Here is a 17269-nt window from a genome sequence, read left to right on the forward strand (position 1 = left end):
AAAGAACACAGACGATAAATATTAAAACAGTGATCAGCGTATACATTTGCCTTTATTTTAGTTCATTAATTTTTTTACTTCGTCGATTTGACCGGCAAAGTAAATGTTTTTTTCCGGATATTTCAAACTTAATTTTTCATACGCCAAAATCGCTTGTTTATACATTCCTTGTCGGACATAAATCTTGGCAAGTGTCTCGGTCACGAATACCGAAGAATCTGACGATTCGGCTTCTTTTTCCTCAGACATCTGTTCGTCATCCGGCGGCACCGATGTCTTCTTTCGCAATGATTTAACCAAGTCGGACAGCGTCTCACGTGATTCTGACTCCGGTTCTAATTGGTAGCCCCCGCTTGATGCATACTCACTCGACAAACGATCCATTTCCCGGTCGGCCCGATCAGTATCAACCATTAAAAAATGGTATAGTTTACGCCGGTCGGTGATATAAAAAGCGGCTTTCGCCAAATAGACTTCGAAATCGGGTGAATTCAAGATCTTGAGATTCTTTAACAGCAGCATCCAGGCGAGCTGAAACGCAGGTTTGGTACTAACCAGCTCCTTCAGTCTCGACAAAGTTTCAACATTCAACTCATCGGGGTTCTGTAATAGCTTATGGAATTCGGCAGCTAACATTACCAATTTGCAATTGAGGCATTAAAAATGTCGTCGGTTAATTGTTCCAGAATCTCCTCCATCAAGCTATCTTCAACATCGCTCAACAAGCTGGTACTATCGTAATCAAAATACGCTGAGAAGGTTTTATCCCAATCGTCGTCATGATTTTTGTTGTTGGTATATTTTATTTTCACTGTCACGGTCAACCTGTTTTGTGCCGCCGTATCACCTTCTTTAATGTTCATCGGTCGAACATCGTAACCGGTAATCTGCCCTTCGAACTCCAGATCTCCGTTATCCTCCAACATATTCAACGAGGTTTGCCGAGTCAACTTGTCCTGCAATGCTTCGGTCAGCAGTTGACTTAAAGTAGGATTAATTAACCGGGCACGGTTGGGGATATAATAAACTGTAAATGTTTTGACACTGGGCGCGATCGACGCTCCAGTGAAGGAGTAACCAATTTTACATCCCTGAAAAGCTGGCACACTGAGAACCAGCATGAAGCAAAGTGTTAAAAAGAGGGTTCGTTTATTCAATGTCATATTCTTTAATTTTCCGGTATAAGGTACGCTCCGAAATTCCCAATTCCTGTGCGGCGTATTTTCGTTTTCCTTTGTGTTTATCGAGTGCTTTGCGAATCAACTCAATCTCTTTATCTTCCAAAGAAAGTGATTCTTCAACAAACTCCTCAGTATCCTGAATATCGGCCCGATCGGCACTATGATCGAATTGCACCGGCTTGTTTACTGTTGGTTCCGGAGCATAAGCTGACGCTTCTTTCTGATATAGGTTTCGGATAATTTGAGCATGCTCGGCTCGTGTTTCCGTCGATGGTGTTTGATCGTGCATCAGATCGACGACCAGCTTTTTCAGATCGTGCATATCTTTTTTCATATCGAAAAGCACCTGATATAAAATTTCCCGTTCCGAGTTAAAGGTCTTTTCATCCACTCCGCGACCTTGATAAATGGCTGGCAACTGAGACGCTCCTCCCGCTGGCAAATAACCACGCATTGCAGCTCCCGAAATATTTCGTTCCTGTTCAATAATTGAAATCTGCTCGGTGATATTTTTCAGCTGGCGTACATTTCCGGGCCAATGATAGGTCTCTAAAACATGCCGGGCTTCTTCGTCCAACCGAACCGGAGGCATTCGATAGCGCTCGGCAAAGTCGAGCGCAAATTTGCGAAACAGGATAAAAATATCCTCTCTACGGTCGCGTAGCGGGAGCATTCGGATGGGAACCGTGTTCAAACGGTAATACAAATCCTCGCGAAACTTCCCTCCTTCAATCGCAACCGGAATATCGACATTTGTTGCAGCGACTACCCGAACATTGGTTTTCAACACTTTCGACGAACCAACTTTCATAAATTCGCCGGCTTCGAGTACACGCAACAAACGAACCTGAGTCGACAAGGGTAATTCACCAATTTCATCGAGAAATATAGTACCACCGTCGGCTTCCTCGAAATAACCTTTACGATCGGCTAAAGCGCCGGTAAAAGCGCCTTTTTCATGCCCGAAAAGCTCCGAGTCGATAGTTCCTTCGGGTATCGCGCCACAGTTAACAGCAATGTATTTGCCGTGCTTACGTGCCGAAAATTGATGAATGATCTGTGGAAATGATTCCTTTCCCGTTCCGCTTTCGCCGGTAATTAATACCGACAGGTCGGTTGGAGCCACTTGAACAGCAACTTCAATCGCACGGTGCAAACCCGGAGAGTTACCAATTATTCCGAATCGTTGTTTAATTTCCTGAACGTCCATATTTCAGTTTCCAATTTAATTTAGCAAAGTTATAATTTTAAGCAGAATCCGGAAGCTCCCGTCTCAAACAGTTCATGCTAATATTTATGACTATCCGGATATTTATTAATAAATTCACCGCTCGAATTCAGGCTAAAATTACTCTTAATCAAAAACATCCGCTATGAGAATCAACCTGTCGCCCATCGTACCAATTTGTTTTGCGATATTGCTGTTTGCCCACGACCTTTCAGCAAAGAACAAAGAACTTGTTTGGGCAGAGCTAAGCACCTGCACCTCAAATACGACAGTGCCATTCGTTGCTTCGGGTGATTATTTTGGCGTTTGGAACGGAAAAGATTATACGAAACTTTTTCTGAAAGGTATCAATCTGGGCATCTCTGTGCCGGGAACACTACCGGGTGAGCTGGCGGCCACCTCAGAACAATACGCAAAATGGTTCGATCAAATCAAACAGATGGGATACAATAATATTCGTATTTACACGCTGCATTATCCGCGCTTCTACGAAGAATTAAGAACATACAATCTCGCTCACCCACAAAATCCAATTCTACTTTTTCAGGGTATTTGGCTTGAAGAACCCGAAACCGACCTCGATCTTTACAATAGAACCACCACTTTTGAAACAGAAATAGAAGAAGTTATCGATTGCGTGCACGGTAACCGGACATTGGACACACGATTTGGGAAAGCCTACGGCACGTTCACCGCAGATGTTTCGCCCTGGGTAATTGGTTATATTATCGGTCGCGAAGTTTTTCCGGGAGAAATTACGACCACCAATGACGCCCATAGCGACAATTCATTCGCAGGAGATTTTCTGTCCATAAGTGATTGTTCTGCATCTGAAGCATGGATTTGCGCACGGATGAATAAAACCATTGCCTATGAGTATCAACAACATGCCACACAACGTCCAGTATGTTTTTCAAGCTGGCCGACACTCGATCCGCTAACCCATCCCACGGAAGCGAATCGCTACGGAGGGTTGGAAGACCGTGAGTCAGTAGACCTGTCAAAAGTTGACGGGAGCAATGCTCCGGCGGGTTTCTTCGTGTCGTACCATGCCTATCCGTATTATCCTGACTTTATGGCCGACCAACCGGAATATGCTATGTACTCCGACCGCTACGGCCAGAATACCTATCTGGGTTATCTCTACGATCTTAAATCACACTATAAAAATATACCGTTGGTTGTTGCTGAATTCGGAGTACCAACCAGCTGGGGAATCGCCCATTTGGCTCCAAGCAATATGCATCATGGTGGAATATCTGAAGAAATGCAAGGTGTTTACACCATAAGAATGTTGGAAAATATTGAAGAAGCTGGCTTAGCCGGAGGAATCCAATTTTCATGGATTGATGAATGGTTCAAACAGGCCTGGATTACCAATCCGCTATCAGATGAAAACCGCAGGTATGTGTGGCACAACGCGACAAACCCAGAACAAAATTTCGGAGTTGTTGCTTTCGAAGCACCACAGAAAGAAAAAGAGACAATTGCGACCTATCCGTCAAGCTCAACCATACGTAAAGTAACTGCATCTGCCGACCCTGGCTATTTCAGAGTCGACATTCTTTCGAATACAAACAACGACATTACGAACGGAGACTACTGGATTGCTTTTGACACCTACTCTTCTGATGCTGGAGAATCGGTATTACCGGACGGCCAATCGATCACAAAAGAAGGGCAAACCCTGCGGGCTGAATTTGCCCTTCAAATTAATCTGAACGATACGATTGCCAATTTGTACGTTACAAAAGCCTACGACACCTACGGTATCAAACAACTTGACCGAAGAGATACGATTGTGTCGACAGTAACCGATGGAGCAAGTTGGAACCCTGTTCGCTGGAAAGTGAACTATTCGAGAAACGACATTCAATACATTGGACAAATAAAAATTGCCAAAAACACCTCCACCTACAGCAGTCCGGATCCAATTTTCTGGAATTCGGACAGTATATCTGTCGCAATCCCTTGGACACTTCTAAATTTCAGAGATCCATCGCGTAAAAAAGTGACCTACTATACATCGGAATATGTTGCCGGAGAAATTAATGTTCTCACCCGGGATTCAACGTCAACAGGAATCGCTCTGACAATTATGCACAACGATGAAACATTCCAAACCGACAGATACAGCTGGGATGACTGGGAACCTGTTGACTTAATCAACACTCCACCTCTCGAGAGGACGAAACGTTCGGCACTTTATATTGAAAATCATCTTCCGGAATTTAATAGCGGCCCGGTTTCTAATTGCGACGAATATACTGTAACTGTCGGCGATTACATCGAGGTTGATGCTACCAATGGGCTCTTGGCCAACGATGCTGACTTTGACAGTGAGTATCTCGAAGTGGTCATTCCGGATGGCTATACAACCATGCAGGGAAACCTGTTCGTTCACCCCGATGGATCATTTGCCTATGAGCCTTACGAAACGGCTTCCGGCACCGATCAGTTCCTATACTACGCGACTGATGGCGACAAATATAGCCGGTTGACCACTGTGACAATCATCCTCAACACGAATGGCACCTCTGCTTCCAACAGTGCTGTAGCCGAGGCATCGGCCATTGTTTATCCCAATCCCAGTCCCGGACAGTTCAGGATTGAACTTACGGAAGGAAGTGAAATTTCCGACATTCGGATTTCAAATTCAATAGGCACGACGATTAAGCAGATCTACAAATTAGATGATTCAGAAACCATAGACATAAGCAATCAGCTGCCGGGCATTTATCACATCAGCTTCAATATTAACAACACTCGGCAGACTCAAATACTTGTAAAATACTAAGCTCTTTTCGCATCTCGATGGTAGGAATTTGCTTTAAGAGTCGGCGAGTCGTAGGTATGCTAAACAAGCTGCGGGAAAAACCAGCCGAATCAATCTAAGCCACCTGCAAATTTAGCAAGGCGCTGACCTTTCGGGGAGATGTCGTTTCGTTATTTCCAGAGCCAGTGAGTTGCAAGCCTGAAAAATCGCCAACACCAATTCGTCTCCGGTTAAAACAAAAACCGACAGAACCGTTCTTCCTTACTTGTTCGTTTGAGTTGAGTTCTTGTTTGTTAATCCAACCCGCGGCATATTTCCCCACGAACGATTCCGCATCACGAAGTAATCGAAATTTCCCTTTATCGCAGCATACACAATCAACGGGTGAAACAAAAAAGGTTCGACCAACGCGGCTCCCAGTTGTTTAAACACCATTTTCCAACTTCGGTAACGATAAAACGCGATATGGTCGTAAAGAATGGCATAGCAGGTAAACGAAATCGAAAAGAAATAGACAAAGGAAAGTGTTAAAAAGAAATAGGACCAGTTCGGAAAACCAAGAAGGCTGATTGCAGCGAAATAAATAATGCCAAATAATTCGACAATCGGCGCCAACCACTCAAACAACACCCAGTACGGGTGCGCGACCATCCCCATTATGCCGTATTTCGGATTTAAGAAGATGCTCCAATGTGAAAAAAGTGTTTCAATTGTCCCCCTGGTCCATCGGTTTCGTTGGCGGACCAGTATGTTCAAATTACCGGGAGCTTCAGTCCAACACAAAGGATCGGGAATATATTCAATCCGATATTTTTCATTATTGTCCGTCATATATCGTCGCAAGCGAACCACCAATTCCATGTCTTCACCCACAGTGTAGCGATGGTAGCCGCCACAGGCAATTACAATTTCCTTATCAAATAAACCCAGCGCGCCTGAAATAATTAATAAGCCGTTCAACTTACTCCATGCTAAACGCCCAAGCAGAAACGCCCGATTGTATTCCAGCACCTGAAACAAAGGGATAAGTTTATCCGGTAGTTTTACATTCACCAAGTGGCCGTCAACAATCTCACAGGAGTTTGCAATCCGAATCACCCCGCCGGCTGCAATAACTTTTTTATCGCTTTCTTCAAGAAAAGGCTTCACCATTTTCTGGAGTGCATGCGGATCAATAATAGAATCGGCATCGATGGCGATAAAGTACTGACCTTTGGCTACGTTTAAGCCGGCATTCAACGCGTCGGCCTTCCCGCCGTTCACTTTATCGACTACAACCAGATTACTCAAGGCACGTTTTCTCGACTTGTATATAGCTCGAATTTCGGAGCAAAAAATACGCTCATCGATTACGAACGGCACTTTTTCCAGATCGAACGCCTCAATGGCTTTCGCCAACGTTTCATCACGGCTTCCATCGTTAATCACAACGACTTCGAAGTTCGTATAATGCAAAGCCAGCAATGCCTTTACATTTTCGACAATATTCAGCGCTTCATTATAAGCGGGTGCTAAAATTGTAATTGAAGGAGCAAATGGCGATGCCAACACCTCGTTGTGGTCTGCAATCTTGGCATTCAGGAAATAGCGTCTCAACACAAGTCCTGAAACTACAGCGAGAATAAAATAGGCAGAAAAGATAGCTACCGAGTAATAAAAAATAAAGGTTTCAACCCAAAATGAGATTATTTTCGCAATGATATCCATTAGTTCCGTTGGTCTTTTACGTGTTGAATATATCTCTTCAAATCTAAATCTTCCGACTCACTATACTCTTTCAGAAATGCTTTCCCCGAGTCTCCGATCATATAAAAAGCTTTACAAGCTTGAATTTTCAAAGAAACGTCATCGCCTTTCAGAATGTCTGCTAAAAAACTAAAATCATTTTCATCGCCAAGATCCCGAATGATCTTTAGAATCTCAATTTTATTCTGCTTCGATTCTGATTCGTATTTCTTTTTTACCGGCTCTTTTCCATCGAACAATCTCAGATACCGGATCGCCTGATAAACAAACATGCGGGTTTCCTCTTTCGGATAGTCCAATTTTCGGATCAAATATCCAGCACTCTCACTTTGTTGAAAATAGTTAATCATTCGAATCGAAAAGTTTTGAACATCCTGGTTTGGAGAATCAATCCATCGGTGGAACAGAGGGACTTCCCGCTCGTGCATTTTAACATAATTCAAAATATTCAACTGCACCCAAGTTGAAAGCCGTTGATCCAAATCGTCTAAAAATCCGAACGACGTATCTTCATCCAAATAAGCATAAGCGATTTGAGCTTCGCTTCGAACCTTTCTGTTTTTATCCCTGACATAGGTCGCAATGATTTGCTTTGCTCCGGATGGGTACATGTTAGCCAGCTCTCTAATTCCCATCACTCGCTTATAGGTGTAAAAGGATCGTATCTTTTTCTCCGAGTTTTTGTATAACTCCATCTTGGCGTATAAATCCAGAATTCGATCTCGGAACTCTCCCGACAAGTTGCGTTTGTAATTTAGAAAGATGTCTATCAACACGTTTCGACTAAGACTACTTCTTTTTTTGTTCAATTTCTCCAGAACAGCCTCTTGGCTCAGATCGTAAAAAAGGTAGTTAGTTAAAATCTCCTCATAGCGCCGGTTCATTCTTTCCTTATATCGCTCCCGACCTTGCTTTACATAGCTAACTACTGCCAGCATCGCGGTTACGACAATCACATTACCCATGAAGGTGATACTAAAGAGCAAAAGAATAATGAGTATCGGAGCATCAAAGACAATCTCGATTACTGAATGAATGAAATCAAACCAGGAAGCCGGGAAAACGGATTCAAACAGGCCGGTCATTAAATGTCGAAAATACTCTTTTGCATGATCCCAAAACGATGGATGTGGGATATCAGACGAGTGATTATCAATATAATGCAACACCCATTCGCTCAACCGGTTCTCTGTCGGTACACATAAGCTGTCGGTGCCTGCTTCAGTTATAAGCTCTTTCTGGTTACCGGCTACCGAAACTGGTTTTTCGGATTGGCTATAGCAGCAGAATGACGTACTTGCCAGCACAAACACAAAAAGATAGATAACAAGATTCTTTCCCATCGCTAAAACAAGATTGAGATCGAAGTTCGTGCACTGTACTTGTCTTGGGTTACCCCTTGCGAGAATTCCCCATTTTCGTATCCTCCCTGAAGTTCGAATAGCAGCCAATTACTGATTTTTTGCTTCCACTCCAATTCTACCCGCCACGATTTCAGATCCGGGATTGACTCTCCTTCCGTGTAGAAATAGGGGCTATCAGGCGAAATTCCTGCTCCCAAATTCAGCCCCAAATAACTTTCTTCCCGGGGTAGATAATACCTCCCGGTTAACATGTATACTGACGAGTTCCCCAAATCGCGAAACACAAAATACGGACGAAATGACAACCAATACTTGCTAAAATACCAACCAATCGATCCGGTTGCAATTTGTACATTCATCGGCTCAGTCAAACCTTCAGAAAAATTTAGGTAGCGATATCCTCCCGACAATTCGATCTTGCTCTGAAACACATGATAATATTCCAGTCCAACCCGGTGGTTTGGGAACACCGCATCCGGAGACCATGAATAATTCACAAACATGGAGTTATTTTCGTCAATTTTTGGATAGCACTCAATCGCAAACTGTTTCCCTACACCGCCACTGTACAGCGATTCTCCGTCTCCAATCAGATCTCCAAGATAAACCTTCGCATAGTAGTCACCCACCGAAGTTCGCCGGCCATAGCCAACTGAGCTCATGTGCCATTTGCGATCGTAAGGGTTCGAAAATGTATCGTAATAATGCTCCATCCGCAGAATATTCGAATGGCTGTGCCCTGCTCCTTTCTTCAACAAAGGCAGGGATTCATTTCTATGATCAATTTCTTCAATCTGATCAATCGTCTTCCGGGCTTCACGTAAGTTGCTAATTGCCATTTGAACTTTCGCCTTTTTTATCAACAAAAGAGCGTCATCGGGAAAGTACATCAATGCCTGATCAATCGTCGCGATTGACGACTGATTGTCGCCTTTCCAAAAGTAAAAGTCGATCAAAGCACTATAGGCATCGTAGTTTTTCGGATCCTTAGCCAAAACTTCTGAAACATTTGCCACTGCAGGCTCAAACTGTCTCTGCCAGGCGTACGTGCGAGCCATTAAAATGCGCACGTCCCAATACGAAGGATATTGTGCCAGAATTTTTTCTGAAAGTTGAATCGCTTCGTTGTATTGGCCATCAATCGCGTATTGTCGGGCAACGAAATACAACGAATCGGCATTCATGCTTTTCTGCGCAAGAGAGAAAAATGGCAGAAAAGCAAGCAAACAAAAAGCAATTCCTATGCTGTATTTCTTCATCTACCTGAGCAATTTACGGATTCGTATTGTCAACTCACTCAAACTGAATGGCTTAATCACGTAATCATCGGCACCCAAATCAAAAGCCTTCAGTACGGTATCCTCGGCTCCATCGGCTGTAAGCACCAAAATCGGAAATGTCAGTTTCATCTCATTCCGAACAATATTGATTACCTCATTCCCATTCAAATACGGCATATAGAGGTCAGTAATTAACAGATCTACCGTATTCTCTTTCAGATATGCCAGACATTCTTTCCCGTCGAAAACCTTAACAACATCATATCCATCCCTGACAAGCTTATGATTAATCGTCTCTAATATAAGCTTATTGTCTTCTGCAACAAGAATTTTCTTCATACACAAACACTCCTATTTCTTTTAAAGCACACGCATCCACAAAAAAAACTTCCCCGAAAATAATCTATATGTTTTACTCTCACAATCTATTACACCAAATTCATCTAACAATAATAAAAACTTATCCATTATTTCTATTTTGATCGATTTTAATAATCCATTCGGAGAAAAGTCAACGAATTAAAATGACTACTTTTGCGAAATACGAACCGGTACTAATTGATCGAAAAACGATCTGTTTCTAGAACAACACCAACAATTTGAATGCTATGAAATTCGTTGCCATCATACCTGCCCGCTACCAGTCAACCCGCTTCCCGGGCAAACCTCTTGCGCTTCTGGCTGGGAAGCCAATTATTCAACATGTTTATGAGAATGCGGTTAAAAGTGTCGAACATGTTTGGATCGCCACCGATGATGAACGAATTGCCGATACCGTAAAGCGCTTTGGAGGAAACTATGTAATGACCCGGGCAGACCACCCTAGCGGCACCGATCGCTGTGCTGAAGCTGCTGCGGCGATTGCAGGGCATACCGCCTTCGATGTCATTATAAATATTCAGGGCGACGAACCGTTTGTATGCGCCCCACAACTTCAGGCACTAAAAAATTGCTTCAACGATCCGAATACCGAAATTGCGACTCTAGTAAAACGAATTGAAAGCGAAGAAGTCCTATTCAATCCGAACCGGCCAAAAGTTGTTTTCAATCAAGCCAACTACGCCCAGCTTTTTAGTCGCTCAACCATCCCTTACATTCGTGGTAAAGCAGAAAAAGAATGGCTATCAGCCCACCCGTTCTATGTTCACTTGGGAATGTATGCCTACCGGGCCGACATTCTACCTCAACTCACGAAACTGGAGCCGTCATCGCTCGAACTGGCCGAGTCGCTGGAGCAATTGCGCTGGTTGGAAAATGGCTATCGAATTAAAATATCGGTTACCGAATTTGAAAGCATTGGCATTGACACTCCCGAAGACCTAGAGCAGGCGAAGCAATTTCTGGAGGGAAAAGTGCGCTAATGGGTTTGCAGCTTGTAATAAGCGGAGGACAAACAGGCGTTGATCGAGGGGCACTGGATGCCTGCCTTGAACTTGATTTTCCCTGCGGTGGATGGTGTCCGGCGGGACGCCTTGCCGAGGACGGCCCCATTCCATTTCGATATCCGATGATTGAACTTCGCTCCCCCTACTACGACGACCGAACTCGCAAAAACATTCAGGAATCGGATGCCACGTTGATTATCTCGAACGGAAAACTAAGCGGAGGAACCCTGCTGACAGCGAACTATGCCAAACGCGTTCGGAAACCCGTCTTCGTATTTGAAGTTGCTCCTTTTTTTGTTGATCAAACAATGGAAAACCTAATTGATTTCATCGAAGCCTACCAGGTTGAAACGCTCAATGTTGCCGGCCCCCGAGCCAGCCTTTGGGACAAAGCTTACCTCAACAGCCGCTACATCATTGGTCGTCTGCTGGCTGACGTGAATCGTTAAAATGCAGCATTCCTTCAGTCCCCTCTTCAAAACCAAACAACTCCCCTAGATGATTGCAAACGCCGAATTTAGAATGACCTCGGACTGACCGACTTATCGAGCGTTCTTTCATCCCACGACTCTTCAATAAAAATTCCGGCTCACCGATCGAATTTCAATTTCTACCCCCAACCCATCACTCGGCTCTATCGCTCTTTGCCCCTCACTCGCAATTCCATCATCATAACACTTTCCTCAAATTCAGCTGCAACACATAATCGCAGACTATCAAAATATGATTTTTTCAGAACAATGTTCGCTTGTGTCTGTTTCAATACGCGTGAAGGATATTCTCACCTTTTTATCTTGATATTAAAAAACATGAATGAATCAACTTTGAAAGCTGCCCCGCTTAAGAGGGAAACAACAAGCCAATCACCCGAACCAATCCAGGATTTTCTACTAAAACTAAAGGAAAAGATGCACCAGGTTTACCACCTGCGCGGCGACATTAACCAATATGCCCAGCAACGCGGGCTACCTCCATTTGTGTTACGCGAGATCATGGAAACCAATCCGTTATCAATCGGTATTCCAACCGAATATGGCGGCCGGGGAGCAGTAATGCGCGAAAACCTGGCGTTACTGGAAACGGCATCCTACGAATCTCTTGCTCTATCGCTGACCTTTGGAATTAACTCGGCCTTGTTTTTACAACCGGTCGCGAAATATGCTTCTCATGAAGCGAAGGCACCTGTTTTCAAACGCTTTCTGGAACAAAAAACCATGGGCGGACTAATGATCACCGAGCCTGATTTTGGCAGCGATGCTTTAAATATGCAGACTTCGTTTGTGGAAAACCAAGGACATTATAATCTGACCGGAAAAAAACACTGGGCCGGATTAACGGGCTGGGCCGAATTTTGGCTATTGACTGCTCGTCAGAGAACAGCCGAAGGGGATCTTCAACGCGATATCGATTTCTTTATTTGCGACGTTACCCAGCCTGGCCAAAGCATAAAAGTAGAAGAATTTTACGACAACCTCGGGCTCTACCAGATACCTTACGGACGGAATCATATTGATGTGCAGATTCCAAAAGCGCAAAAGCTAACACCCCACTCAACTGGTGTAAAAATGATGTTGGATTTATTACATCGTAGCCGGATGCAATTCCCTGGAATGGGAATGGGATTCATTCACCGAATGTTGGATGAAGGAATAGCCCACTGTAAACAACGGCTAGTCGGAGGCAAGAGTTTGTTTAACTACGACCAGGTTCAGGAACGCCTGTCGAAGCTACAAGCTTCGTTCACGGTTTGTTCGGCCATGTGTGCCAATAGCGCAAAAAATGCCGGGCTTGATAAAGATCTTACCGGAATTGGTATTGAAGCCAATGCTGTTAAATCGGTCATTACCGACCTCATGCAGCAAGCCGCTCAATCAGTAACACAATTGGTCGGTGCTAAAGCCTACCGCTTAAGTCACGTCGCAGGTCGCGGCATTACCGATAGTCGTCCTTTCCAGATTTTTGAAGGATCGAACGATATTTTATATGCCCAAATTTCAGAAGGAATTGTCAAGCAAATGAAACGCATGAAGGAGGCAAACCTCTTTCAGTTTATGAAAACGAATCCACTAACAAGCCGATCGGCAGATCAACTGAAAGATTTGCTGAACTTTAAGCTCGACCTTCAACTACCGCAACGAAAAATGGTTGAGCTCGGACAAATCATCGGCCGTGTGATCTCTATGGATATGGTTTACAAACTAGGTGACGAAGGATTCCGCAAAGATCTGATTGACGGTGGAGTACAAATGCTTCAGCAGGATATTCACCAGCTAATGGGAGCTTTCAGATTGAATTCACAATTGCAGGTCGTTGACGGATACCAGGAAAATAGTTCGTGGCTGAAATATACCGTATAAAAACAAAAATAGTAACAAAAACATCGAAAGCACCTTCACCCCGGAGGTGCTTTCCACATTATAAACGTTAACGAACGGTGCAAACATTTCTCCACCACCTTTTGCTACGGGTGGAAATGCTAAATTTGCTACCAATACTGACACTTGAGTGCTCAAACAAAAAATGAAAGCGACAAACAAAATAGATCGATGGCTAAGCTTGCAACCCTGGTACGAACCGCTTCGCCGCGAGTTCTGGAGTAAACCAGATCGGCTAATGGCTGCAAAAGCGACGATAGCGATTGCCATGCTGACGATTCCGTTTATTATTGCCGGAAAATCGTTCTTTGGGGTTACGCTCGGCCTCGGGGCTCTTGCCGGAGCACTGTCGGAAACCGACGACCACCCTAAAGGCCGGGTCAAATCATTACTATTAAAGGTTGTCAGCTTTGGAGTTTCGAGCCTGGCCGTCGCGCTACTTCTCCCGTACCCGCTTTTATTGGGCTTGGGGCTTGGCATTTCAACCGTTGGATTCCTGCTAATCGGAGGGTTGGGCGAACGCTATCGCGGCGTTACTTTCGGTGCCATCCTGGTTGGTATCTACGCCATGCTTGGTGCCGAAATGAGCCCCGCATGGTATTGGGAACCAATCTTGCTATCGTCCGGCGCCCTTTTTTACGGATTATTCTCACTCATTCTGCTCTATTATCGCCCCTGGCGTTTGTTGGAAGAACAACTCGCCCGCGGGTTCAATGCGCTCTCTTCTTACCTCGACGAAAAGGCGAACCTATTCCCCAGCGATGAAAAAATTCAGGGTGAAGTGAGAAACAAGCTGGCCCTCTTAAATGTGAAACTGGTTGGCTCGCTCGACCGCTGTCGCGAAGTAATGCGAAGCTACGCTGATGCCTTGAAAGATGACGAACCGTTACGTCCGTACCTTCAATATTTTATGCTGCTGCAAAGCCTGCACGAACGTGCGGCCTCAAGCCACGAACGTTACGACTTACTGAGTCAGGATCCGGACAGCCGCGAAATGATGGAAGGCATCGGTCAGATTCTACACCTTTTGGCGCAGGCTACAAAACAACTGGCTAATTCGCTGCTAACTGGCGTTCCGTACCGACACCCGGTTTCGCTGAACTGGAGCATCAAAGCACTACAGGATAAACAGGTCCTTCTGAATGCCGGCGACGATCACCCTCTTTCGCTCCTAATTCGAAATCTTACCCGGTCGAACATTGCCTTGCAGCGGCTGAACGATGAAAACCAGCGATCGATCACACCAAAACTGGCCAAAGACAACCGCAGCCTGGTGCAGCGTTTGAAAGATCAACTGAGCTTTCAACATCCACGTATGCGCCATGCGATCCGCCTTTCCATCTGTTTCATGATCGGGTTCGCGATCTCTGAAGGCTTCCATCTTGCCAAGGGTGAATGGATTGTGCTAACCAGCTTGTTTGTTTGCCAACCTAGCTACAGCGAAACCCGCCGGCGCCTGCTACAACGGGTAATGGGAACGCTAACCGGTGTTATCATCGGCGTACTGGTCATTCAAATTCTGCCCACCGTAACCGGACAGCTGCTGCTCATGCTGGCCTCAGCTTTTGCATTCTTCATCTGGTTACGTCGGAAATACTCAACCGCTGTGGTTTTCATCACCATTTTTGTACTCAGCGTTTTCAACCTAATCTCGCAACAGGGTGGAGCGGTCATGCTTCCACGTTTAATCGATACAATTATCGGTTCTGCCTTGGCCATAATTACCGTTAGATTGCTTTGGCCCGACTGGCAGCACAAACGCCTTCCAAATTTATTGAATACTGCTTTCGAGAAAAACGCGGCTTATTTTCAAGCCATTATCAATGAGTATAACCAGGCCTCGACAGGCGATGATCTGGACTACCGTATTGCCCGTCGACAGGCTCACCGAGCAGACAACGCCTTGGTTTTGGCATGGCAGGATATGCAGCTTGAACCAAGAAAACACCAGCAGCTTCGGGAGCAATCGTTTACCCTCACCTACCTGAATCATGCATTGTTGTCCTACCTTTCGGCACTGGGCGCACATCGCGAACAAAGCGACTTAAACGCGCGTGAGTTGATTGATCCGGCCACAAAAATTTTAAAGGTATTGCAGCTGGCAAGAGTTCCCATGCCAACACATCTTTATGAGAAAGAGGCCGAGTTAACCCAATTGTTAACCCAGCTGCGCGACAAACAAAAAAAAAATTCCAGTCAGCTTTCGGGACACCCAATCAGCCTATTGATCAACATTGGCGAACTTGGACTAAAACTATTGCAACGAGCTCAACCCTTCAATCCAACTAAGCAAGCCTAAACGCTGACAAATATCAAGTTTTTAGTGCCTGAAAGCCAACAAATTTACTAGATCGTTCAAGCTGAAAACCTTATTTTAGTGGGATAATATCCTCAAAATATTGCATGAATGATAAGTATTGAACAATACCTCGAAGAAAACAAAGAACGAATCCTGAACGAACTTTTCGGCTTGATTCGAATTCCGTCAATCAGCAGCATCTCATTGCACAAGCCAGATATGTACAGGGCTGCCGAATACTGGAAAGAATTAATGCTGAAGGCGGGTGCCGACAAAGCCGAAGTATTCGAAACAGCTGGCAACCCGGTTGCATATGGCGAAAAAATTATAGACCCATCGAAACCTACCGTATTGATTTACGGACACATGGATGTGATGCCGGTAGAACCATTGAATTTATGGAAGACACCGCCCTTTGAGCCGGAAATACGCGATGGCAAAATTTTTGCCCGAGGCGCCGACGACGATAAAGGCCAATCGTTCATGCACGCCAAAGCCTTCGAATACATGGTTCAAAACAACTGCCTGCCCTGCAACGTAAAATTCATGATTGAAGGAGAAGAAGAAATTGGCTCTCCAAACCTGGGCAAATGGTGCGAAGAAAACAAAGAGATGCTGAAAGCGGATGTCATTCTGGTATCTGATACGGGTATGATCGCTCCAGATGTCCCATCCATTACCACCGGCCTGCGAGGGTTGGCATACTGGCAGGTTGAAGTCACCGGCCCCAACCGCGACCTCCACTCCGGAATTTTTGGTGGCGCAGTGGCAAACCCAATCAATGTATTGGCCAAGTTGATTGCCCGCATGACCGATGACGAAGGACGAATCACAATCCCCGGTTTTTACGACGATGTCGCCGAGGTTTCGGCAACGGAACGCGAATTACTCGGCAGAGCTCCATTTAATGTCGACAACTATAAAGACGCTCTGGATATTGAAGAGTTGGATGGTGAATCAGGCTATTCCACCAACGAGCGGACCGGCATCCGCCCAACATTCGATGTATGCGGAATCTGGGGTGGCTACATGGGAGAAGGAGCCAAAACAATCATTCCGTCGAAAGCCTTTGCAAAAATCAGCAGCCGTCTGGTTCCCAATCAAAATCACGAAAAAATTGCCGATCTTTTTAAAGCGCATTTCGAGTCGGTTGCACCAAAATCGGTCAAAGTAGAAGTTACCTCTTTGCACGGTGGACAAGCCTATGTTTGTCCGATTGATTTACCGGCCTACAAAGCAGCCGAAAAGGCATACATCGACACCTTCGGGAAACAACCTGTTCCGGTTCGCAGTGGTGGAAGTATTCCAATTATCTCCACCTTCGAACAAGTGCTCGGCATAAAATCTGTCTTAATGGGATTTGGACTGGAATCGGATGCCATTCATTCGCCCAACGAAAACTACCCATTGGAACAGTTTTTCAATGGGATAAAAACCATTCCTAAATTCTACCGGTATTTCGCCGAACTGAGTTAACCAAACCAAAATATCAACGACCAAAAAAGTCCGTCGAGCATTGCAGCTGGCGGACTTTTTCAATTTCCAATGACTCGCCTGTTGTAACATCATCCAATAAATTTCCTGACTATCTGCCCATTATCGCACCCCAAGAATCAAACATCACGATTATCTATC

At 44.8% G+C, this 17269-nt stretch carries 13 protein-coding genes; 6 read left to right on the forward strand and 7 right to left on the reverse strand.

Translation table 11 applies throughout. From position 1 onward, the window contains the following. Positions 1-57: 57 nt before the first annotated feature. From ABZD21_RS16640 to ABZD21_RS16650, 3 genes are read right to left on the reverse strand one after another with little or no spacing between them, the layout of a single operon-like run. The gene (locus ABZD21_RS16640) at positions 58-636 is read right to left on the reverse strand and encodes a hypothetical protein (protein WP_372776232.1); all 579 of its coding nucleotides are present in this window, start codon (positions 634-636) and stop codon (positions 58-60) included. Next, a complete protein-coding gene (locus ABZD21_RS16645) occupies positions 636-1163 on the reverse strand; it encodes an LptE family protein (protein WP_372776233.1) in 528 nt (175 codons plus the stop codon). Before ABZD21_RS16645 ends, ABZD21_RS16640 begins: the two co-directional genes overlap by 1 nt. Further along, on the reverse strand, positions 1150-2391 hold the full coding sequence (locus ABZD21_RS16650; RefSeq protein ID WP_372776234.1) for a sigma-54 interaction domain-containing protein: 1242 nt from the start codon (positions 2389-2391) through the stop codon (positions 1150-1152). Before ABZD21_RS16650 ends, ABZD21_RS16645 begins: the two co-directional genes overlap by 14 nt. 163 nt (positions 2392-2554) lie before the next feature. On the opposite strand from ABZD21_RS16650, the gene ABZD21_RS16655 reads away from it, so the two are divergent. Further along, a complete protein-coding gene (locus ABZD21_RS16655; protein ID WP_372776235.1) occupies positions 2555-5206 on the forward strand; it encodes a T9SS type A sorting domain-containing protein in 2652 nt (883 codons plus the stop codon). Between the two features lie 240 nt (positions 5207-5446). Here the strand turns inward: ABZD21_RS16655 and ABZD21_RS16660 are convergent, their stop codons facing one another. From ABZD21_RS16660 to ABZD21_RS16675, 4 genes are read right to left on the reverse strand one after another with little or no spacing between them, the layout of a single operon-like run. Next, the gene (locus ABZD21_RS16660; protein WP_372776237.1) at positions 5447-6892 is read right to left on the reverse strand and encodes a glycosyltransferase; all 1446 of its coding nucleotides are present in this window, start codon (positions 6890-6892) and stop codon (positions 5447-5449) included. Then, a complete protein-coding gene (locus ABZD21_RS16665; protein ID WP_372776238.1) occupies positions 6892-8274 on the reverse strand; it encodes a HEAT repeat domain-containing protein in 1383 nt (460 codons plus the stop codon). The genes ABZD21_RS16660 and ABZD21_RS16665 overlap by 1 nt, the downstream gene beginning before the upstream one ends. A gap of 2 nt (positions 8275-8276) precedes the next feature. Continuing rightward, a complete protein-coding gene (locus tag ABZD21_RS16670; RefSeq protein WP_372776239.1) occupies positions 8277-9554 on the reverse strand; it encodes a YaiO family outer membrane beta-barrel protein in 1278 nt (425 codons plus the stop codon). Next, positions 9555-9914 carry a response regulator transcription factor gene (locus ABZD21_RS16675; RefSeq protein ID WP_372776240.1) on the reverse strand — a complete coding sequence of 120 codons (360 nt, stop codon included), beginning with the start codon at positions 9912-9914 and terminating at the stop codon, positions 9555-9557. A 269-nt stretch (positions 9915-10183) separates the two neighbouring features. Here ABZD21_RS16675 and kdsB point away from each other — a divergent pair, with 269 nt between their 5' ends. The 5 genes from kdsB to ABZD21_RS16700 all read left to right on the forward strand — a co-directional run bounded on the left by kdsB (position 10184) and on the right by ABZD21_RS16700 (position 17110). After that, positions 10184-10936, forward strand: coding sequence for a 3-deoxy-manno-octulosonate cytidylyltransferase (gene kdsB / locus ABZD21_RS16680; RefSeq protein ID WP_372776241.1), 753 nt, complete (start codon positions 10184-10186; stop codon positions 10934-10936). Beyond that, complete coding sequence (locus tag ABZD21_RS16685) at positions 10936-11409, forward strand: putative molybdenum carrier protein (RefSeq protein WP_372776243.1); 474 nt, start codon at positions 10936-10938, stop codon at positions 11407-11409. The genes kdsB and ABZD21_RS16685 overlap by 1 nt, the downstream gene beginning before the upstream one ends. Positions 11410-11769: 360 nt before the next feature. Further along, positions 11770-13317, forward strand: a complete 1548-nt coding sequence (locus ABZD21_RS16690; RefSeq protein ID WP_372776244.1) for an acyl-CoA dehydrogenase family protein — start codon at positions 11770-11772, stop codon at positions 13315-13317. Between the two features lie 163 nt (positions 13318-13480). Next, positions 13481-15634, forward strand: a complete 2154-nt coding sequence (gene yccS / locus ABZD21_RS16695; protein ID WP_372776245.1) for a YccS family putative transporter — start codon at positions 13481-13483, stop codon at positions 15632-15634. 108 nt (positions 15635-15742) lie between these two features. Then, entirely contained in the window at positions 15743-17110 is a 1368-nt protein-coding gene (locus ABZD21_RS16700; RefSeq protein WP_372776246.1) for a dipeptidase, read from the forward strand. Positions 17111-17269 lie beyond the last annotated feature (159 nt).

The organism is Mangrovibacterium sp., from assembly GCF_041596335.1.
Classification (GTDB): domain Bacteria; phylum Bacteroidota; class Bacteroidia; order Bacteroidales; family Prolixibacteraceae; genus Mangrovibacterium.